21 protein-coding genes are annotated in these 19,105 nt (G+C 68.0%); 16 read left to right on the forward strand and 5 right to left on the reverse strand.

The features are described from left to right. Nucleotides 1-2: 2 nt before the first annotated feature. On the forward strand, nucleotides 3-1,349 hold the full coding sequence (locus J7643_15865) for a phosphoglucosamine mutase (GenBank protein MBO9542063.1): 1,347 nt from the start codon (nucleotides 3-5) through the stop codon (nucleotides 1,347-1,349). A gap of 69 nt (nucleotides 1,350-1,418) precedes the next feature. On the opposite strand, the gene J7643_15870 is transcribed toward J7643_15865, so the two are convergent. Beyond that, nucleotides 1,419-2,645, reverse strand: coding sequence for an amidohydrolase (locus tag J7643_15870; protein MBO9542064.1), 1,227 nt, complete (start codon nucleotides 2,643-2,645; stop codon nucleotides 1,419-1,421). Nucleotides 2,646-2,813: 168 nt separating this feature from the next. Between J7643_15870 and J7643_15875 the strand changes: the two genes are divergently transcribed. The 14 genes from J7643_15875 to J7643_15940 all read left to right on the forward strand — a co-directional run bounded on the left by J7643_15875 (nucleotide 2,814) and on the right by J7643_15940 (nucleotide 15,238). Then, on the forward strand, nucleotides 2,814-3,707 hold the full coding sequence (locus J7643_15875) for a hypothetical protein (GenBank protein ID MBO9542065.1): 894 nt from the start codon (nucleotides 2,814-2,816) through the stop codon (nucleotides 3,705-3,707). Continuing rightward, a complete protein-coding gene (locus J7643_15880; GenBank protein ID MBO9542066.1) occupies nucleotides 3,707-4,885 on the forward strand; it encodes a tetratricopeptide repeat protein in 1,179 nt (392 codons plus the stop codon). The genes J7643_15875 and J7643_15880 overlap by 1 nt, the downstream gene beginning before the upstream one ends. A 118-nt stretch (nucleotides 4,886-5,003) precedes the next feature. After that, nucleotides 5,004-6,209, forward strand: a complete 1,206-nt coding sequence (locus J7643_15885) for a hypothetical protein (GenBank protein ID MBO9542067.1) — start codon at nucleotides 5,004-5,006, stop codon at nucleotides 6,207-6,209. Nucleotides 6,210-6,276: 67 nt separating this feature from the next. Next, nucleotides 6,277-6,861 carry a septum formation inhibitor Maf gene (gene maf, locus J7643_15890; GenBank protein MBO9542068.1) on the forward strand — a complete coding sequence of 195 codons (585 nt, stop codon included), beginning with the start codon at nucleotides 6,277-6,279 and terminating at the stop codon, nucleotides 6,859-6,861. Between the two features lie 3 nt (nucleotides 6,862-6,864). Continuing rightward, on the forward strand, nucleotides 6,865-7,632 hold the full coding sequence (gene radC, locus J7643_15895; GenBank protein ID MBO9542069.1) for a DNA repair protein RadC: 768 nt from the start codon (nucleotides 6,865-6,867) through the stop codon (nucleotides 7,630-7,632). Nucleotides 7,633-7,642: 10 nt separating this feature from the next. Continuing rightward, nucleotides 7,643-8,674: a rod shape-determining protein gene (locus tag J7643_15900; protein ID MBO9542070.1), complete on the forward strand. Its 1,032-nt coding sequence runs from the start codon at nucleotides 7,643-7,645 to the stop codon at nucleotides 8,672-8,674. A gap of 6 nt (nucleotides 8,675-8,680) precedes the next feature. Continuing rightward, entirely contained in the window at nucleotides 8,681-9,493 is an 813-nt protein-coding gene (mreC, locus tag J7643_15905; protein ID MBO9542071.1) for a rod shape-determining protein MreC, read from the forward strand. Further along, nucleotides 9,494-10,000 (forward strand): rod shape-determining protein MreD, encoded by a 507-nt coding sequence (gene mreD / locus J7643_15910; GenBank protein ID MBO9542072.1) that lies wholly within the window; start codon nucleotides 9,494-9,496, stop codon nucleotides 9,998-10,000. Continuing rightward, the gene (gene mrdA / locus J7643_15915; protein ID MBO9542073.1) at nucleotides 9,997-11,805 is read left to right on the forward strand and encodes a penicillin-binding protein 2; all 1,809 of its coding nucleotides are present in this window, start codon (nucleotides 9,997-9,999) and stop codon (nucleotides 11,803-11,805) included. The genes mreD and mrdA overlap by 4 nt, the downstream gene beginning before the upstream one ends. A 34-nt stretch (nucleotides 11,806-11,839) precedes the next feature. After that, nucleotides 11,840-12,529 (forward strand): septum site-determining protein MinC, encoded by a 690-nt coding sequence (minC, locus tag J7643_15920; GenBank protein ID MBO9542074.1) that lies wholly within the window; start codon nucleotides 11,840-11,842, stop codon nucleotides 12,527-12,529. Between the two features lie 39 nt (nucleotides 12,530-12,568). Beyond that, on the forward strand, nucleotides 12,569-13,369 hold the full coding sequence (minD, locus tag J7643_15925) for a septum site-determining protein MinD (GenBank protein MBO9542075.1): 801 nt from the start codon (nucleotides 12,569-12,571) through the stop codon (nucleotides 13,367-13,369). Nucleotides 13,370-13,393: 24 nt separating this feature from the next. Then, a complete protein-coding gene (minE, locus tag J7643_15930; GenBank protein MBO9542076.1) occupies nucleotides 13,394-13,696 on the forward strand; it encodes a cell division topological specificity factor MinE in 303 nt (100 codons plus the stop codon). A gap of 55 nt (nucleotides 13,697-13,751) precedes the next feature. Further along, nucleotides 13,752-15,005 carry a rod shape-determining protein RodA gene (gene rodA / locus J7643_15935; protein MBO9542077.1) on the forward strand — a complete coding sequence of 418 codons (1,254 nt, stop codon included), beginning with the start codon at nucleotides 13,752-13,754 and terminating at the stop codon, nucleotides 15,003-15,005. Between the two features lie 62 nt (nucleotides 15,006-15,067). Next, nucleotides 15,068-15,238: a hypothetical protein gene (locus J7643_15940; GenBank protein ID MBO9542078.1), complete on the forward strand. Its 171-nt coding sequence runs from the start codon at nucleotides 15,068-15,070 to the stop codon at nucleotides 15,236-15,238. Between the two features lie 66 nt (nucleotides 15,239-15,304). Here the strand turns inward: J7643_15940 and J7643_15945 are convergent, their stop codons facing one another. From J7643_15945 to J7643_15955, 3 genes are all read right to left on the reverse strand, one after another. Further along, nucleotides 15,305-15,715, reverse strand: a complete 411-nt coding sequence (locus J7643_15945; GenBank protein MBO9542079.1) for a hypothetical protein — start codon at nucleotides 15,713-15,715, stop codon at nucleotides 15,305-15,307. A 161-nt stretch (nucleotides 15,716-15,876) separates the two neighbouring features. After that, the gene (locus J7643_15950; GenBank protein ID MBO9542080.1) at nucleotides 15,877-16,644 is read right to left on the reverse strand and encodes a hypothetical protein; all 768 of its coding nucleotides are present in this window, start codon (nucleotides 16,642-16,644) and stop codon (nucleotides 15,877-15,879) included. Between the two features lie 73 nt (nucleotides 16,645-16,717). After that, nucleotides 16,718-17,233 carry a hypothetical protein gene (locus J7643_15955; GenBank protein MBO9542081.1) on the reverse strand — a complete coding sequence of 172 codons (516 nt, stop codon included), beginning with the start codon at nucleotides 17,231-17,233 and terminating at the stop codon, nucleotides 16,718-16,720. A gap of 296 nt (nucleotides 17,234-17,529) precedes the next feature. On the opposite strand from J7643_15955, the gene mtaB reads away from it, so the two are divergent. Beyond that, nucleotides 17,530-18,810, forward strand: coding sequence for a tRNA (N(6)-L-threonylcarbamoyladenosine(37)-C(2))-methylthiotransferase MtaB (gene mtaB / locus J7643_15960; protein ID MBO9542082.1), 1,281 nt, complete (start codon nucleotides 17,530-17,532; stop codon nucleotides 18,808-18,810). A 22-nt stretch (nucleotides 18,811-18,832) separates the two neighbouring features. On the opposite strand, the gene J7643_15965 is transcribed toward mtaB, so the two are convergent. Further along, nucleotides 18,833-19,087 carry a GIY-YIG nuclease family protein gene (locus J7643_15965; GenBank protein ID MBO9542083.1) on the reverse strand — a complete coding sequence of 85 codons (255 nt, stop codon included), beginning with the start codon at nucleotides 19,085-19,087 and terminating at the stop codon, nucleotides 18,833-18,835. Between the last annotated feature and the right edge of the window lie 18 nt (nucleotides 19,088-19,105).

Here is a 19,105-nt window from a genome sequence, read left to right on the forward strand (position 1 = left end):
CGATGGGCAAGTACTTCGGCACCGACGGGGTCCGCGGCCTCGCCAACGACAAGCTCACCCCCGAGCTTGCCTTCAAGCTGGGGCGCGCGGGCGCGGCGGTCCTGCTCGAGGGGCACCAGGGCGATCGCCCCGTGATCTTCATCGGCCGCGACACCCGCCGCTCGGGCACCATGCTCGAAGCCGCCCTCGCGGCGGGCATCTGCTCGGTGGGCGTGGACGTGTACCGCCTGGGCGTGGTCCCCACCCCGGTCGTCGCCTGGCTCACGGCCAACTGCGGCGGGGCCGCGGGGGTCATGATCTCGGCCTCCCACAACCCGAGCCCCGACAACGGCATCAAGTTCTTCAGCGGCGACGGCTTCAAGCTGCCCGACGAGACCGAGGCCGCCATCGAGGCCCACCTCGACGCCGCCGAGGACACCCTGCCCCGCCCCACGGGCGAGGCGCTGGGGGTGGTCGAGGATCGCTTCGACCTGGTGGAGAACTACGTTCGGCACGTGACCCAGGCCTTCTCGCAGGGCCTCAGCGGCCTGAACGTGGCCCTCGACGTGGGGCACGGCGCGGCCTACGCCCTCGCCCCTCGCGTGCTCCGAGCACTCGGCGCCCACGTCCAGGTCCTGAACGACGCGCCCGACGGCGACAACATCAACCGGGGCTGCGGCTCGACCCACATGGAGATGCTCCAGGCCAAGGTCCGCGAGGGCGGCTTCCAGCTGGGCATCGCTTTCGACGGGGACGCGGATCGCATGCTCGCGGTGGACGAGACGGGCTCGACCGTCGACGGCGACCACATCATGCTGATCTGCCTGGAGCACGCCCTTGCGACGGGCCGCCTCAAGAGCCCATCGCTGGTCGCGACGGTCATGAGCAACATGGGCTTCGAGGAAGCCGTGCAGCGCCTCGGCGGCGAGCTGGTGCGCGCCAAGGTCGGCGATCGCTACGTCCTCGAAGAGATGAAGGCCCGCGACATCCGCATCGGCGGCGAGCAGAGCGGCCACCTGATCTTCCTGGACGACAACACCACTGGCGACGGCCTCAACTCGGCCTTGCGCCTGCTTTCGGCGCTCAAGGCAGCAGGAGAGCCCCTCTCGGTGCTCTCGGCCAAGATGACCGACTACCCCCAGGTGCTCAAGAACGTGCGCCTCGCCTCCACCCAGGGTTGGCAGCAGAACGCCGCGATCGCCAAGGCCATCTCCGACGCCGATGCCGAGCTGGCGGGCAATGGTCGCCTGCTCGTCCGTGCCTCGGGCACCGAGCCCCTCATCCGCGTGATGGTCGAGGGCAAGGACGACGCGCAGATCCACGCGGTCTGCGATCGCCTGATCGGCGTCATCTCGACCGAGCTCGCCTAACCCCTCGAAAAAAAGGGCCACCCGCATAGGCGGGTGGCCCTTTTCGTCGTCAGCGAAGGCTTCTTTCGATTACCCGACCAGGTAGTCGAGCACGCTCTGCACGATCACCTTGACCCCGACCGGCAGGGCGTCCTCGTCGATGTCGAAACTGGGATGGTGGTGGGGCTTGTCGAAGCCCTTCTCGGCGTTGTAGGAGCCGATGAGGAAGTAGCAGCCCGGCACCCTCTGCAGGAAGTAGGCCATGTCCTCGGAGCCCATGGTCTGCTCGGCCTCGACCACCCGCTCGGTCCCCACCGCTCGCTCGGCGGCGGCGCGGACCAGCCGAGCCATCTCCCGGTCGTTGACCGTCACCGGGTACTGGTGCTTGTAGCGAAGCTCGCAGGTGGCCCCGAAGGCCGAAGCCACCCCCGAGGCGAGGGCCTCGATCCGCCGGGGCATCTCGGCGCGAAGGCGCTCGTTGAAGGTGCGGACCGTCCCGCGCATCACCGCGTCCTGGGCGATGATGTTGTGCCCCGAGCCCGCGGAGATCTGGCCCACGGTCACGACCGCCGACTCGAGCGGCGACACCATGCGGCTCACCACGGTCTGGAGGGCCGTGACGACGTGGGCGGCGACCACCACCGCATCCACAGCCAGGTGCGGATCGGCCCCGTGGCCGCCTTGGCCCCGGACGTGGAGCTCGAACTCGTCGGCCGAGGCCATCAAGGCCCCCTCGCGCACCCCGACCAGGCCCACCGGCAGCTCGTTCCAGATGTGGAAGCCGAGCGCCGCGTCCACATGCGGGGCCTCGAGCACCCCCTCCTCGATCATGAGATCAGCGCCGCCGGGACCCTCCTCGGCGGGCTGGAACACGAACTTGACGTTGCCGCAGAGCCTGTCGCGGTGCTCGACCAGAAAGCGGATCGCCCCCAGCAGCATGGCCATGTGGGCGTCGTGGCCGCAGGCGTGCATCACCCCGGGATTGCGCGAGACGTAAGAGTGGCTCGCCTCCTCGTGAAGGGGCAAAGCGTCGATGTCCGCCCGCACCAGGACCGTCTTGCCCGGCCGCGCCCCGCGCAAGAGGGCCACCAGGCCGGTCTTGGCGACCCCGGTCTGGACCTCGAGCCCGAGGCCGTGGAGGGCCTGGGCGATCCGGGCGGCAGTGTGGACCTCCTGGAAGCTCAGCTCCGGCCAGCGGTGGAAATCACGCCGGGTCTCGACCAGCTCCGCGGTCATGGCGCGCACCGCGTCGTCGAGCGTCGAGAGCAGCGATTGGCGATTAGCGGCGCAGGGATCCAGGAGCGGGGTGGTATCCATTCGGTTCTCCGGCGAGCGTAGGGACAAAGTGGCACGGGGGCCGCCTTCCATCTTACCAAAGGGCGGCAGGACGCGCAGCTCCGAGGAAGAGGCGCCTCGACCTTCCTCTCGTTTAACCCCACCAGAGGCAGGGTACTGGAAGATCATCCCCCCACGAGGAGCGCCCGGATGGTCCGACGAATCTCAAGCGAGCCCGCCATCATCCGCCCGCCCGCGCGCGCGCCCCAGGCCCCGGCTCCAGCCCCGGTGCAGGCGCCCGCGGTCAAACCCGTGCCCGTCTCGCCCCCCCGCCCCGCCCAGGGCGAGAAGGCCTGGATGGCCGAGATCCTCTTCGAGGCTCAATTCGACCCCCGCTTCCAGAACGCCCACCCGGGCCCGTCGGAAACGCCCGGCGAAGCCGCGACGCGCTCCGGGGGCTTCACCCGCTCGGCTTTGCTCGAAGCGAGCCAAGAGGCCCCCGTCGGCGAGTTGCCCCGCAGCGTGGGCCAGTACCGCGCCCTGCTCGGCCGCCTCTTCGACGCGAAGGCCGAGGACGCCGTGGATGCCATGCGGGACGAGCCGGTGCTTGCGAGCATGCGCGAGGTCTGGACCCCCGGCCGCCCCGAGGTCAACCGCCGCGTGGCAGGCGAGTTCATGCGCTACTTCTTGCCCAAGCTGGGCGAAGTCTATGGCTTCAAGCCCTGCCCGGTGCAGTTCGACGACACCCTCTCGGGCGGCTACGGCGGCCTCTACGACCTGAAGCAGGACCGGATCTACCTGCCCCAGAAGACCCTCGCGGGCACCTTCGCCGATTTCGTCGACGTGCTCGCCCACGAGCAGATGCACTGCATGCAGGAGCGCCTCATCGGGCGGCTGAGCCTGTCCAAGCATGGGGTCCCGCTCACGCCCGACGAGCGCGCGATCGCGACCTACTGGCGAAACGAGCAGCCCAAGTACCGCTCGGCCATGGCCAACGGCTCCCAGATGAGCCCCGAGACGCGCGCGCGCTACCGCGAGATCGGCCAGGAGTACCACTCCATCCAGACCGGCGCCTACATGAGCGCGCGCCTGAGCACCCCCTGATGCCCATGCGCCAGTTCACCGAGTGGCTCGAAACGGCGCGCACGCGCCTGGCCGAGGACGACCCCACCGGCGCCGAGGAGGCGCTGCGCGAAGCCCTCTCCCTGGCTCCCGACGACCTGGAGGCGGGGCTCGAGCTCTGTTACCTGCTCTTCGACGAGGGGCGCCCCGACGAGGCCGTCCCCGTCCTGGAGGCCCTGCGCCTGCGCCACCCGCGCCACATGGAGGCCCTCAACAACCTCGTCTACGCCTACATGGCCGTCGAGGACCTGGAGGCCGCCGAATCGACCCTCGGGGCGATCTTCGCCTTCGATGCCGAGGATCCCGACGCCCACAACAACCTGGGCCTGCTGCGGGAGCACCGCGGGGAACCGGAGCTCGCCGCGTCGGCCTTCGAGGCGGCCATCGAGCGCAACCCCGAGCACCCCTTCGCGTGGGCCAACCTCGCTCGGGTGCGCGAGGCCCTCGGCGACAAGCAGGGCACCATCCTCGCCCTGCGACGCGCCCTCGAACAGCAACCCGACGCCCACGACCTGCGCGCCCAGCTCGCCCAAGCCCTGCTCGGCGTCGGCGAGGCCAAGCTCGCCGCCCACGAATTGCGGCGCCTCTTGCGCGACGAGCCGGACGACGCCTTCGCCCACGGCGCCCTCGGCATGGCCTACCGCAAGCAGCAAGAGTGGGAGAAGGCCACGGCCTCCTTCGAGGCGGCGATCGCCCACGACCCCGACCTGCAATCCGCCTGGTTCTACCTGGCCATGACCCTCGCCGATCGCGGCCGCCACGACGCGGCGATCGCCACCTACCGCAACCTCCTGGCGCGCTGGCCCCACGACGCCGAGGCCCGCAACAACCTGGGCTTCTTACTCAGCCGCCGGGGCGAGTTCGCCGAGGCCCTCTGGGAAATCCAGCAGGCCCTCAGGCTGGAGCCGGACCTGCCGGTGGCCTTCCTCAACCTGGGCAACGTGCTGCGCCTCAAGGGCGACCTGGAAGGGGCGATCGCCCAGCTCGAACGAGCCGTCGAGCGCCTGCCGGACCACGGCGAGGCCCACTTCAACCTGGCCCTGATGCTCGCCGAGACCGGCCGGATCGAGCGTGCCCGCTTCCACTGCAAGCGCTGCCTCAGCCTCAACCTGCGCGACGAGGCGGCCCTGTCCCTGATGCGGAGCCTGCGGAGCCGCTAGCAAGCCCCTCTTCCCGAAAGCCCCAAGACGGGCTTGCCGAACCGCTTCAAGCGATCGACAATTCAAGAGATACTCCCGCCTCCTTTCATCCTCGTCTTCAACGTCGCAGGAGGGCCCCTTGTCCACCCCCATCCACCCGTTGCGCCAGGCGAGCTTGGCGCTCTCGGCCCTCGCCGCCCTTTGGGGCGCTCTCGCCCTGCCGGTGCAGGCCGCCGAGCCCTGGTACGCCCTCAAGGTCAGCGCCGAATTGGGCAACCAGCCGCGCGCCGATCTGGCGGGCGGCATCGCGACCGCGCTCGGCCTGGCGCAGACCCAGCTCAGCGGCAGCCTGCCCGTCGTCGAGCTACGGCTGGGCCAGAGCTTCACCAGCACCATCGACGCCGAGTTCTCGGCGGCCCTGCGCCAGCGCATCGACCAGCCGCTCGCCAACCCCGACCTCTACCAGGCCTACCAGGACCGCCTCAAGTGGAGCCAGGGCGGCGGGGTCGGCCTCAACCCCCTCTACACCGCCCAGATCGAGGACGCCTTCGTCGCCATCCACGACCCCGAGCGCAACGGCGAGCTCAAGGTGGGCCAGTTCCTGGTGCCCTTCGGCATCACCGACTACCTGAGCATCTCGCCGCCCGTAGCGGTCTCGCCCGTCGACACCCCCATGGCCCAGGCCCTCTCGACGCTCGGCACCGGGGTCTACCAGGGCTCGGGCATCCGCTGGCGGGACGTGGGGGCGGTGCTCAGCAGCAACGCGGGCGGCTTCCCCTACACCGTCGGCCTCTTCAACGGGGCAGGGCCCAATCGCCTCGACGACAACGGCGAAAAGGACTACTTCGCCCGCCTCGACTGGGCGGCGACCCCCACCGACCGCATCGGCGTCAGCGGCATGTGGGGCCAGGACCAGGTCTTCCCCCGCGGCTTCTCCGACCCGGGCGTCACCGTCGGCCGCCGGCGCTACGGCGTCCACTGGCAGTTCCAGGCCGCCGAGGCCACGGTGCGTGGCGAATGGACCCGGGACCAGCGCCTCAGCCTCGACCCCGAGCCCCGCGACGGGTACGCCCTCGAAGCGAGCCAGGCCATGGGGGGCGGCAACGTCTTCTACGTAGGCTACAGCCAGTTCTTCGACCCCAACGCCCTGCCCGGCCGCGGCTACCTGGTGCGCGAAAGCGTCGTAGGCGACATCCACCCGCTCTTGCCGGGCGTCTCCCTGAGGCTCGAAGCCCTCTACCGCTGGGAGACCTCGGGCAGCCTTTCCGAGCACTATGGCCGCTACCTGGCCTCGGTCGAGGCCCAGCTCGGCGGCAAGCCCGCCCCCGAAAAAAATTCACGCTAACATCACGCGAACGTGTAAACTGGGAGCAGCCATGTCCATACCAGAGGTTCCCCTCGTGACCCGATCGATCCAAGAAGCCCGCGTCGTCCTCGCCTCCGCCTCACCCAGGCGCTCGGAACTGCTCACCCAGGCAGGGATCCCCTTCGTCGTCGACCCGAGCGACATCCCCGAAGTCCCCGAGCCCGATTGGGACCCCTGCGAGCTCGCCACGCGGCTCGCCGCCCGCAAGGCGGTCGACGTGGCCAACCGTCACCCGGACGCCGACCTGATCATCGGGGCCGACACGGTCGTGGTCGTGGACCAGGAAGTGTTCGGCAAGCCCAAGGACGACGAGGACGCCGTGCGCATGCTCAAGCGCCTCTCGGGGCGCGCCCATGCGGTGGTGACTGGCTGGAGCCTGGTCGATCCCAAGCGCGACCACGCCATGAGCGAGTTCACCAGCAGCCGCGTCTTCTTCGCCGACCTCGACGAAGAGACGATCCGGCGCTACGTGGCCACCGGCGAGCCCAAGGACAAGGCGGGCGCCTACGCCATCCAGGGCAAGGCAGGCCTGTTCGTTCAAGCGATCGAGGGAGACTACACGAACATCGTGGGGCTTCCGATCGCAGCCATCGGTCAAGCCTTGCGGCAATTCGGCTGGCACGTTATATAGATCATGCAGTCGCAGGACAAGAGGGAGGCCTCGCGCCTCCGCCTCAAGGATCTGCCGCCTGACGCCCGTCCCCGTGAAAGGTTGCTTGAGCTGGGCCCCAAGGGGCTCGCCGACGCCGAGTTGCTCGCCATCCTCCTGGGATCGGGCTCGAACGCGGAGACGGCGCTGGATCTGGCCATGCGCCTGCTCACCACTTTCGGGCCGACGGGGCCCGAAGCCCTCTCGGGCCTCGCCCACGCGCGGCCCGAGGAGCTCGAACGGCTCCACGGCCTGGGGCCCGCCAAGGCGGCCCGCCTGGTCGCGGCCTTCGAGCTCGCCGAGCGCGCAGGGGCCCTGCGCGCCACCGAACGGCCCGCCATCGGGGGGCCCGAGGATCTCGTGCGCCTGGTCGCGCCCCACCTGCGGGGCGAGGGCCGAGAGCACGCTCTTGTCGTCTGGTTAAACGGACGGCAGCAAGTTTTGGGGTGGGAGGCGGTATCGGTCGGAAGCCTGACCGAAGCCGTCGTCCACCCGCGAGAGGTCTATCGCGAGGCCATCCGGCGGGGAGCCTGCGCGATCGCCCTCTTGCACAACCACCCGTCCGGCGATCCGACCCCCTCGGAGGAGGATCGCGCCCTCACGCGACGCCTGATCGCAGTAGGGAGCCTGGTCGGGATCCCGCTCGTCGATCACGTGATCGTCGCGGACGGGGGCTACTACAGCCTGCGAACCGAGCGCGGGCTGTGGGAACGGACGGAAGCCGGCGGGGCCGGCGTCGGCGCATCGTTGTAAGGAGTCGTACGTGTTCAACAATCTCTTCGGCCGCTTCAGCCGCGACATGGGCATCGATCTTGGCACCGCCAATACCCTGGTGTTCGTGCGCGGCAAGGGGGTCGTGCTGCGCGAGCCCTCGGTGGTCGCCATTCAGCAAGGCAACCGCGGCACGGCGCTCGCGGTCGGCGAGGAGGCCAAGCAGATGCTCGGCCGCACCCCCGGCAACATCGTCGCCATCCGCCCCCTGATGGACGGCGTCATCGCCGACTTCGACGTGGCCGAAACCATGCTCAAGCACTTCATCCAGAAGGTCCACGAGCGCCAGGGCGTCTTCCGTCCCCGCATGGTCATCGGGATCCCCTCGGGCGTGACCGGCGTCGAGCGCCGCGCGGTCATGGACGCCGCCCTCCAGGCGGGTGCTCGTGAGGTGTACCTGATCGAGGAGCCCATGGCCGCGGCCATCGGCGCGGGCCTGCCCGTCTCCGAGCCCACCGGCTCGATGATCGTCGACATCGGCGGCGGCACCACCGAGGTGGCCGTCATCTCCCTGGGCGGCGTCGTCGTGAGCCGCTCGGTCCGCATCGCGGGCGACGAATTGACCGACGCCATCGTCCAGTACCTCAAGAAGGTCCACAACCTGAGCATCGGCGAGCGCACCGCCGAGGACATCAAGGTCCGCCTCGGCTCGGCCTACCCCCGCGGCGAGGACAAGTCCATGGAGGTTCGCGGCCTCAACATGGTCTCGGGCCTGCCCCGCACCGTGACCATCACCTCCAGCGAGGTCCGCGAGGCCCTCCAGGAGCCCGTCACCGCCATCGTCGACGCCGTGCGCGACACCCTCGAGAAGACCCCGCCCGAATTGGCCGCCGACATCATCGACCGCGGCATCGTGCTCGCGGGCGGCGGCGCCCTCTTGCAGGGCCTCGACGAGCTGATCAGCCACGACACCGAGATGCCCGTCCACATCGCGGACGATCCGCTCTCGTGCGTCGCCCTCGGCACCGGTCGCGTCCTCGAGGAGTTCACCACCCTCAAGCGAGTGCTCGGCACCTACAGCTAAGACCCCATGCCCCTGCTCAAGCGCCTTCCCGCCCGCGAAATCGGCTTCGTCGTGGCCCTCTTCGGGGCCGCGGCCTTTGTCGGCTGGGCGGCAGGCCGCACCACCGTCCTGACCGAGATGCTGAGACCCGGCTGGGTGCTCACCCAGTCCGTGGTCGGCTCGCTCAAGGGCGGGGCCACCTACTTCCAGGACCTGGATCGCCTCAAGCGCGAGAACGCCGAGCTGCACGCCCGGCTCTCCAAGGTCGAGATCGAGCTTGCGAGCAAGCTTGAGGTCGAGAGCGAGAACCGTCGCCTCGGCCAGCTCCTCGCCCTCTCGCAGACGACCCAGACCAAGGGGATCGCCGCCCACGTGATCGCCCGCTCACCCAACAACTGGCAGCAGCGCCTGGTCATCGACCGGGGCAGCGATGCCGGGATCGGGGTCGACTCGGTCGTGCTCATCCCGCGCGGGGTCATCGGGCGCGTGCTCAAGGTCAGCCCCAACAGCGCCGTCGTGCGCCTCTTGACCGACCCCGGCCAGACGGTGGGCATCGTCAACCAGCGATCGCGCACCCCCGGGGTGGTGCTCGGCGAAGGCAACACCAACCTGATGCTCCAGTACCTGCCGCAGCAGGCGGACTTCCGTGTCGGCGACGCCGTGCTCACCTCGGGCCTCGGCGGGGTCTACCCCAAGGGCCTCAGCGTCGGCCGCGTCACCCGCGTCGAGCAGGCCCCCAACGCCATCACCCCCAAGGTCACCATCGTCCTCAACACCGACCTGGACCGGGTCGAAGAGGTCCTGGTGCTGCCCCCATTGGCCACCGATCCGAGGCTCTAGATGCGCATCCTGCTGGCTGTCTTCTGCCTGCTCATGAGCCTCGGCCTCCAGGCCTCCCCGCTCAACCACCTCTTGCCCGTCCGGCTCGACCCGGTCCTCCTGGTGGTGGTCGCCTGGAGCGTCAGCACCGGCGCGCGCGAGGGCGCCCTCTTCGGGCTCGCGGCCGGCGCCTGCCAGGACCTGCTTATCGGCGATGGGCTGCTCTTTACCCTGCCCAAGCTCGCCGTCGGCCTCTTGGCCGGTAGCCTCAAGCCCATCCTGTACTACCGGCAGGCCTTCATCGTCCTGCCCCTGGTCATCGCCTGCACCGTGCTCCAGGAGGCCCTCGTCATGGTCGGCTTCGGCCTGACGGGCCGCGGCTGGCTGGTACAGCACCTGGGCACCATCCTTTTGCCCGAGTCCCTGGGCAACGCGATCATCGCCTGGCCCGTCTACCACGCGCTGCGGCTCGCCCTCAAGCTCACCCAGGACCGCTGGGGCATGCGCGCCGAGAGCCTGGGCGGATGAACCAGACCCGCGTACGCTTCTTCGCCTTCGCCGGCGTCATCGCCCTGGTCTGCGCGATCCTCATGGGCCGCCTGGTCCAGCTCCAGATCGTGCGCAACGAGACCTTCTCGGAGCGCGCCGACGGCAACCGCCTGCGCATCATCCTCCAGCCCGCCCCGCGCGGGGTGATCCGCGATCGCAACGGCGCCGTCCTGGCCACCAGCCGCCTCTCGTACGCCGTCACCCTCTACCCGCTCAAGCTGACCAAGGAGCAGACCGACGAGGTCATCCAGCGCCTCGGCAAGCTGCTCGACATGTCCCCTGCCGAGATCCGCGCCAAGTGGAAGCGCCCCGGCAACGTGGCCCGGCCCGTGCGCCTGATGCAGGACGTGGACGCGCAGACCATCGCCATCATCGCCGAGAACCAGCTCCAACTGCCGGGCGTGAGCATCGAGCCCTTGACCATCCGCTACTACCCCCGGGGCAACTTCCTGTCGCATGTCCTGGGCTACACCGGCGAGATCACGGACAAGGAGCTGGAAAATCTCAGTGATCAAGGTTACCGAGCAGGTGATATAATCGGGAAGACCGGCGTCGAGAAGGTTTTCGACGCCGAGCTCCGCGGAACGCCAGGTCGTCAGCAGATCGAAGTGGACGCCCGCGGCAAGCCGGTGCGGATCCTGGCCTCGGTGCCCCCGGTGCCCGGCAAGGATCTGACGCTGACCATCGACGCGAAGGTGCAGGAGGTGGCCGAGAAGTCCCTGGCGGGGCATCGCGGCGCGGCTGTGGCCCTCGACCCCAACACGGGCGAGGTCCTGGCGATGGCTTCAGCACCGAGCTTCGATCCCAACTGGTTCGCAGGGCGGATCTCGCCGGCCTTGTGGCGGCAGTTGAGCGACGGGACCCAGCGCCCGATGATCAACCGCGCCATCAGCAGCAAGTACCCGCCCGGGTCCATCTTCAAGATCGTCCCCCACGTGGCGGCCTTGGAGGAGGGCTTCGCCAACGCCAACTCGCGCTGGCGCTCGACCGGCGAGTTCTACGTGGGCTCGCGGCTGTTCCGGGACTGGAAGAAGGGCGGCTTCGGGATCGTCGATCTCAAGAAGGCCATGGTCCAGTCCATCGACACGGTCTACTACGAGCTGGGGCTCAAGATGGGCGCCGACCGCATGGCCCGCTACGCGCGAGCCCTGGGGCTCGGGCGCCAGACCGGCATCGTCCTGCCGCACGAGGTCAAGGGACTCATCCCCGACCCCAAGTGGAAGAAAGAGGCGTACCGCGAGAAGTGGTACGACGGCGAGTCGGTCAACATGTCCATCGGCCAGGGCTACGTCCTGCTCACGCCGATCCAGGCGGCGGTCATGATTTCGACGGTCGCCAACAACGGCCACGTCCTGCGCCCCAAGCTCGTCCGTCCTGCGGCCGAGCAAGAGCGCAAGGACGACCCGCCACCCGACGAGGGGGTCCACCCGACCTCCTGGAAGGCGGAGACCTGGCGCCACCTGCACCAGTCGCTGGCCGAGACGGTCTCGGCCGGCACGGGCGGCGCGGCGCGAATCCCGGGTTTCCCCGCGGCGGGCAAGACCGGGTCGGCGCAGTCGGCCAACGGGGAGAAGTTCAAGACGCACGGGTGGTTCGTCTGCTACGCCCCCGTCGACAAGCCCCGGGTCGCCATCTCGGTGATCCTGGAGCAGGCGGGACACGGCGGCTCCATGGCCGCCCCGGTGGCGGGCAAGATGATGCGGCGCTTCTTCGGGGTGCCGGACCCGTCGATGGCCACCGAATCGGCCAAGCCCGCCCCGCCGGCGGGCTACGTGGGAGACTAGGCGCGACGCGCCACAGGGTAAGGAGAAGGGGACGTTGGATAACATCTCGGTCAAGGGCTGGAAGAACGGCGTGCTGGTCGTCGTCTCGCCCGTCGCTGCGTGGGACGAGGCCGTCCAGCAGCTCGAAGACAAGCTCAAAGAGGCCCAGGACTTCTGGAAGGGCGCGCAGACCACCCTCGACATGGGCGATCGCGCCGTGGCCCAGGACGACCTGGAGGGCCTCTTGGGCCTGATGCGCGGCGACTACGGCCTGGTGCCGACCGCCGTGGTCACGACCGCCGACGAGACCAAGCAGGCAGCAGGCCAGCTCGGCCTCGAGGCCCACGACAAGCTGCCCACCCCCGAGAAGAAGCCCGCCCCGGCTCCTGTCGAGCCCGCAGCTCCCGCCCTGCCCCTCAACAACGCCCTCTACCTCAAGCAGACCGTCCGCTCGGGGCAGCGGGTCCAGCACGACGGCCACCTGGTCATCTGCGGCGACGTCAACGCCGGGGCCGAGGTCGTCGCCTCGGGCGACATCGTGGTGTTCGGCACCCTGCGCGGCGTGGCCCACGCCGGCTCCTCGGGCGACGAGACCGCCCGGATCGTGGCCACCAACCTGCGCCCGACCCAGATCCGCATCGGCACCCGCATCGCGCGCTCGCCCGATGCCGGCTCGCCCCCCCTCAGCAAGTTCCCCGAGATCGCGCTGGTCGAGAACGGCGAGATCTGCATCAACCCGCTCTAGGCCCAGCACCCCTTTCCGTACCACTCTCTAGGAGGAAAAATGTCCAATCGGGTCATCGTGATCACCTCAGGCAAGGGAGGCGTCGGCAAGACGACCACCACCGCCAACCTCGGCATGGCGCTGGCGGCCCTGGGCGAGAAGGTCGCTCTGCTGGACGCCGACATCGGCCTGCGGAACCTGGACCTGGTGCTCGGCCTCGAGAACCGCATCGTCTACGACATCGTCGACGTGCTCGAAGAGCGCTGCAAGCTGCGCCAGGCCCTCATCAAGGACAAGCGCCAGCCCAACCTGGTCCTCCTGCCCGCGGCCCAGACCCGCGACAAGTCGGCGGTCTCCCCCGACCACATGCGCAAGATCATCGCCGAGCTCCAGGAGGAAGGCTACACGACCATCCTGATCGACTGCCCCGCGGGCATCGAGCAAGGCTTCAAGAACGCCACCGCCGGCGCCACCGAGGCGATCATCGTCACCAACCCCGAGGTGTCGAGCGTCCGCGACGCGGACCGCATCGTGGGCCTCCTCGAAGCCGCCGAGCTCCGCAACCCCCAGCTGATCGTCAACCGCCTGCGCCCCAAGATGGTCAAGAACTCCGAGATGATGTCGGTCGAAGACGTCCAGGAGATCCTGAGCATCAAGCTGCTTGGCGTCGTGCCCGACGACGAATCGATCATCACCACCGCCAACCGCGGCGAGCCTGCCTCGCTGGATGAGGCATCGCGCGCAGGCCAGGCCTACCGCAACATCGCGCGCCGCATCAAGGGCGAAGAAGTGCCCCTGATGACCCTGGAGGAGGCCCCCGGCTTCTTCAGCAAGCTCAAGAAGTTGTTCGCCGCGGGCTAGCCCGCTCGCACGGAGGTTCATCGCATGGCACTACCTACCTTCTTCGACAAGCTCTTCGGCCGCCAGGACAACTCGGCCCGCGCCGCGGCCAAGGATCGCCTGCGCCTGGTGCTGATGCACGACCGCGCCGACATCCCCGCCCCCATGATGGAGCAGATGCGCGCCGAGCTCATGTCGGTCCTCTCCAAGTACGTGGAGATCGACCAGTCGGCCCTCGAGGTCAGCCTCGAGCGCTCGGAGGGCACGGTCGCCCTTTTGGCCAACATCCCCATCCGCCGCGTCCGGCCCGAGAGCGATCCCGCCGAGGCCGCCAAGGCCGAGGCCTAGCAAAACCCCCGCTTCCCCGCCCTCTTGGGCGGGGATGTCTCATCGAGAGCAAGGCATGATTCCGAACCTGGGCCGTTCATGGCGAAACTTCGATTGGGCGATGTTCTTGGGCGTCGTCGGGATCCTGGCGATCGGCGTCACCTCGATCTCGTCGGTCAATCACGGCGATGCAATCCGGCAGCTGATCAACCTGGTGCCGGCGGTCATCGCCATGACCTTCTTCATCCTCTACGGCTACGACTGGCTCGACGGCAAAGCCGCCTGGGTCATCTACGCCATCACCATCATCATGCTCATCGCCGTGGACGTGACGGGCCACTCGGCCCTGGGCGCCCAGCGCTGGCTGAGCATCGGCCCCCTCAAGATCCAGCCCTCGGAGTACGCCAAGTTCGGCCTGATCGTGAGCCTCGCCAAGGTCCTCTCCGCCAAGAACATCCACTCGCCTGAGGGCTTCCTGTCGAGCCTTGCGGTCGTAGGCTTCCCGGCCCTCTTGATCTTCAAGCAGCCGGATCTTGGCACGAGCCTCGTCTTCGCCGCCATCACCATGGGGATGCTGTTCTGGGCAGGGCTCTCGGTCTCGACCCTCTTCAAGATGGTCTCGCCCGTGATCAGCCTGATCATCTGCATGCCCTTCGTGCTGTTCGACGACCCGGCCGTCCACCAGGCCTCCATGGGGGTGGCCGCCCTCTACCTGCTGGGGCTCGGCGTCTGGCTCTACTTCCAGCGCCGCCACCACTGGATCCTCTCGGTCGGCATCTGGCTCGCGAACCTGGGGGCCGGCCTCGCCGTGCCCCTCGCCTGGCAGATCCTCAAGGAGTACCAGAAGAACCGCATCCGCACCTTCATCAACCCCGAGGCCGACCCGCTGGGGACCGGCTACCACGTGATCCAGTCCATGATCGCGGTGGGCTCAGGGGGCCTCTTCGGCAAGGGCCTCTTCCACGGCACCCAGACCCAGCTCCACTTCATCCCCGAGCAGCACACCGACTTCATCTTCTCGGTGGTCGGCGAGGAGCTGGGCTTCTTCGCGGGGGCCGGGCTGCTCGCGCTCTACTGCCTGGTGCTGGTGCGGGGCCTGATCGTCGCCAACCGGGCCAAGGACAAGTTCGGCTCGCTCCTGGCCATCGGGGTCGTCTCGATGCTGACCTTCCACCTCTTCGTCAACATGGGCATGGCCACCGGCATGATGCCCGTCGTGGGCATCCCCCTGCCCCTGATGAGCTACGGCGGGACCGCCCTGATGACCAACCTCGCGGCCATCGGCCTGCTCCAGAGCATCAGCATGCGGCACAAGAAGCTGCTCTTCTAGCGGGTTGACGAAGCCGCGCCGGGAGATAGGCTGAAGCCATCCGCTTCGAAAGGAGGCCCGGGATGGGAAACATCAGCCTGCAGCAGGCCACCACCTCGCGCAGCTTCAAGTGCGCGAAGTGCGGCAACATGTTCGCCATCGACGACCGGAACGAGGGGAAATGCGACGTGTGCGGGAACGCCTGCACGCTCGAAACCTGCATGGTGATCGAGGCGAGCAACGAAGGCTATTGAGCGCCACGGTAACCGCGAGAAATGACGACTGGGCTTGCGCGATGGCGCAAGCCCAGCCTCCTTTTCCTAGTCGATGGTGGTCGTCGCAGGCACGCTATCGATGATGGGAAGCTGGATCAGGGCACTGCCGTTGCTCGGCTGCGGCGTCGGCATGAGCCAGAGGGTCCCCGCGCTGACGTCCGTCACCTTGTTCTGCTTGACGATGAAGGCGGGGATCTCCGCCGTGCCGATCAGGGTGACCTGTCCGATCGAAAAATCGAGGAAGGCTTCGATCGTCCCTGCGTACTCGATCTGGCGGTTCTTGTCCTTGAAGGTCAGGTTCTCGAGGTTACACGTAAAAATACGCTTCCCATTGCGGGTGCTCAGGCGGCTGGAGAGCTCGCTACCCTGGAAGGTTCTTTGAAGCGCCACGGTCTTCAAGCCCATATCCTTGAGGGTCACACGGATGGCCTTGACCTCGGCGGGCGTGTACTGCACGCTCCAGCTCTCATCGAGGGCGCACACGATTTCGGCAGCGCCCTTATCGGTCCCTTGAATCGTCTGCGGTGAAGCGGCGCACGCGCTGAGAAGGCCCAACGAGAGTATGCCTGCGATGAACCTCGTCAACGTCAACATCGGGTCTCCTCTCTGCGGCATCGTTAGGGGAGGTTGAGGGCGCGGGTCGAGGTGGTCTGAGTCCCCTGCTGGATCGAAGCGGTGACAGTGTCGTTCGTGCTCGCAAATTCCATCCCGCCCACCGATTTCATGCCGTTGACCGTGATGGAGAGGGTGCTCACCCCACTAGGAAAGGCGACGACGTTGTTGAAGGTCCGGGTGAGGCTCGCGGAGTTCGTCGTGATGCTCGCGGTGGCCAACTGGCCATTGGTTTGCTCCAGACTCAACACGTAGCTTCGCACCGACCATTGCGCCTTCAAGTTGACATTGACCGTGACCTTCCACGACCCCGTCGGGGTAGAGGCGAGCGTCAAGCTCGGCAGCTGAATGGTGCTCGTTTGGCCTTGCTGAACGCCAAAGACGCTCGACGTAGTGGTGCCAAGCGAGGTCGTGGCGGCGCTCTCGCGGAAAGCCTCAACCGTCGCCTGATAGCGATAGCCCGCTGGGCGGACGGCGTCCGCGACTTTAAGGTTCTGGACGGTGAAAGCGAAGGAATGGCCGTTGACAGGCAACTTGGCCGCCAGCGCGGCGCCGGTGAAGAGGTCTTGCCTCAACACGCTCCCGCTGTCGGCGTCCTTGAGGCTCACGCGCACGGCTTTGATGTCACTCGCCAGGTACTGTAGGGTCCGCGAACTCTCCGGTCCGACCATGAACCGGACGGCCCCCGTCGCTCCCTGCCCGGTCACGACGGGGCGCGAGCCACATCCAGTCGCGGCGAGGGCCAAACTTACAATGATGATGGTCGATCTCAATGGCCCGCTCCTCTATCAAGAGCGCATCGATGCGAAAGGGGGCTCCCCTTCGCATCGATACGGTCGATGGGGGCTAGTTGATGGTCACCGCGGCCGGCGCGTTGTCGATGATCTCGACGCTGGCGGCCTCGTTGCCCTGGGGCGTCGCGTTCAGCAGCAAGTTCGGCAAGCTGATGTTGCTCGTCTGAGCATTCGTTACGGAGAAGGCCGTCGAGGTGCTGCTGCCGATGGGGGTCGTGGCGGCCGCGTCGAGGTAGGCCCGCACGACGGCGGTATAGGAGTAGGAAGGCCGCGCGAGATCACCGACCAGAAGGTTGTTGACGGTGAAGGAGAAGGTATTGCCGCTAAGTTTGCTCGTAAGGCCCGCGCCGCTGAAGACGTTCTCGGCGACCTGGCCGTTTGAAGATTCGGTGACGGTCACCTTGATCGCCTTGACGTCGGCTCCGAGGGTGTACTGGACCTGGCGCTGATCCTGGAGGCCCATCACGAGGCGGGCGCTACCCACAGGCGCCTGCTGTAGCGCGGTCGGCGTGGCGGCGCAAGCGGTGACGCCGAGCATGGTGGCAGCGAGCAGAAGGGGGAATTTCATCTCGATATCTCCTCTAATGAAATCGGCTACGTCGGACTGGTCGGATTGGACAAGCAACCCTTGATGAAACGAATCATATCGTCAGAGCTGTGAACTGCCTTTGGGCGAATTGAACCAAAGCTTTCTCCCCTTCCATGTCTCCATTGGCCCCAGAGCGGAGGCCGCCCGGAAAGGGCGCAACCATGCCGATCGTGGAGTACAATGAGGCTCTGAGGAATTGCCGTGAGCAGCTGCGACGCCGCCGTCATCCGCCGTGCCGCAAGGGGGCTGCTTTCCGTTCGAGGGAAACGCCAGCTATGTACGATCATCCGACCGTCGCCTTCGCCACCCTCGGCTGCCGCACCAACCAGGCCGAAACGGCCCAGCTCGCCGCGGACCTCGCGGACGTCTGCGCCATCGTCCCCTTCTCCCAGGAGGCGGACGTCTACGTGGTCAACACCTGCACCGTGACCCACGAAGCCGACCGGCAGAGCCGTCAGCTCGTGCGCCGCGCCCACCGGACCAACCCGGAGGCGCGGATCGTGGTGACGGGGTGCGCCGTGGACTTTCACCCGGAGGAGTTCGCTCAGTTGCAGGGCGTCTCGTTGGTCGCGCGCAACGCCGAGAAGGCGCAGATCGCCCGCGCCGTCGCCGAGTGGTACCAGGCCCGCGAGGGCGAGTGGCGCCCAGCGACGCCCGCCGAGTCGGGTCACACCCGGGCCTGGCTCAAGGTGTCCGAGGGCTGCAACAACCGCTGTGCCTTCTGCATCGTCCCGACCGTGCGCGGGCGCGAGCAGAGCGTCCCGCCCGACACCCTGGTGGAGCGCGCCCGGGCCTACGCGACGCTCGGTTATCAAGAATTAGTGCTGACGGGCACCCACATCGGGGGCTACGGCAAGGACCTCAAGACGGGTCTCGCCTCGCTCCTCGAACGCCTCATCGCCGAGGTCCCCGCGATCAAGCGCTTTCGGGTGGCGAGCATCGAGCCCATCGACTTCCCGGCGGCCCTCATCGAACGCTTCGCATCCCCTGAGGTCTGCCCGAGCGTCCACCTCTGCCTCCAGAGCGGGAGCACCCGGATCCTGAACGCCATGCGCCGGCGCTACAACGCCGACCAGTACCGCCGCCTGGTCGAGCGGATCCGCGAAAGCCGCCCGGACGTGGCTTTCACGACTGACGTCATCGTGGGCTTCCCCGGCGAGACCGAGGAAGACTTCCTCGAAACCTGCCGCATGGTCGAGGAGATCGGCTTTGCGGGGGTTCACCTCTTCCCCTTCTCGGTGCGTGAGGGGACCCATGCCGCCACCCTGCCGGATCGGGTGTCCCCCGCCGTGATCGGCGAGCGGATGGAGCGGCTCGAAGCGATCGCCACCACCACGCGCCGCCGCTTCCAAGAGGGCTTCATCGGACGGACGGTCGAAGTCCTGACCGAGCGCACCCGTGCGGATCTGCGCCCCGGCACCACGCCGCACGGCCTCAAGGTCTGGGTGGACGCCGAGCGGACCGCCCCCAATCAGCGCTGGCTCGCGCGGATCGATCGGCTCGCAGAAGAGGGCCCGATCGCCACCCTGCTCCAGCCGCTCGACGCCCGGAGCTAACCCTCCTCCTTCGAAGCGATCATCAAGGGGCCGCGTCCGGGGCCAGCGCGAGCTTGGCGGCAGGGCGCAGGCGGCGAATACGATACTCGGCGGAGAGGGCCTCGCCCTTGGTGGGATACTCCCATTGGGCCACCAATTCGACGGGCAGGCGCGATCGCGTGTACTTGGCCCCCTTGCCGCTGTTGTGGACTGCCAAGCGGCGCGCGACGTCGGTGGTGTAGCCGGTGTAGAGGGTACCATCGGCGCAGCGCACCAGGTAGACGAAATGCCCCGGCATCAGAGACTTCCTCCATGG

It is taken from the genome of bacterium (assembly GCA_017744355.1).
Classification (GTDB): domain Bacteria; phylum Cyanobacteriota; class Sericytochromatia; order S15B-MN24; family UBA4093; genus JAGIBK01.